The organism is Blautia faecis (assembly GCF_027662325.1).
Taxonomy (GTDB): domain Bacteria; phylum Bacillota; class Clostridia; order Lachnospirales; family Lachnospiraceae; genus Blautia_A; species Blautia_A faecis.
Genome location: NZ_JAQDKY010000082.1, coordinates 1 through 530, shown reverse-complemented (window position 1 = coordinate 530; position 530 = coordinate 1). Strand labels below are relative to the sequence as shown.

At 39.1% G+C, this 530-nt stretch carries 1 pseudogene; it reads left to right on the top strand.

Annotation, left to right across the window (positions count from 1 at the left end):
* Nucleotides 1-44 precede the first annotated feature (44 nt).
* Nucleotides 45-413 (top strand): annotated as a pseudogene (locus PGQ38_RS19015) (transposase); the annotation flags it as partial.
* Nucleotides 414-530 lie beyond the last annotated feature (117 nt).

Sequence of the window (530 nt, the reverse complement as noted above, 5' to 3'; positions counted from 1 at the left end):
ACCGCTTTTCTGATATAATAAATATCAGAAGGGCGGTGTTTTTTATGATGACGAAAAATGCAGATAAAAACAGAGAACAAATGATGATGTTTTCCATGGATGACATGGTACCTCAAAACCATATGCTGCGATTGATTGATAAAGCAATCAATTGGAATTTTATTTATGATCTGGTTGAAGAAAAATACTGTCCGGATAACGGCCGTCCCAGTATGGATCCCGTCATGCTGATAAAGATACCATTCATTCAGTATCTCTATGGGATAAAAAGCATGCGTCAGACCATGAAAGAGATCGAGGTAAACGTTGCATACCGTTGGTTTCTCGGACTAGACATGTTAGATCCAGTACCTCATTTCTCTACATTTGGAAAGAATTATACCCGCCGTTTCAAAGATACAGACCTTTTTGAGCATCACGGATGGAAATGAAAGCCGGGCTTACCTTTGCATGCATGAATCTGAAAAAACTGGCAAAGATCCTGGAAAAACGAGGTTGGAACACAGCCAGATTTTTGTTGATTTTGAAGA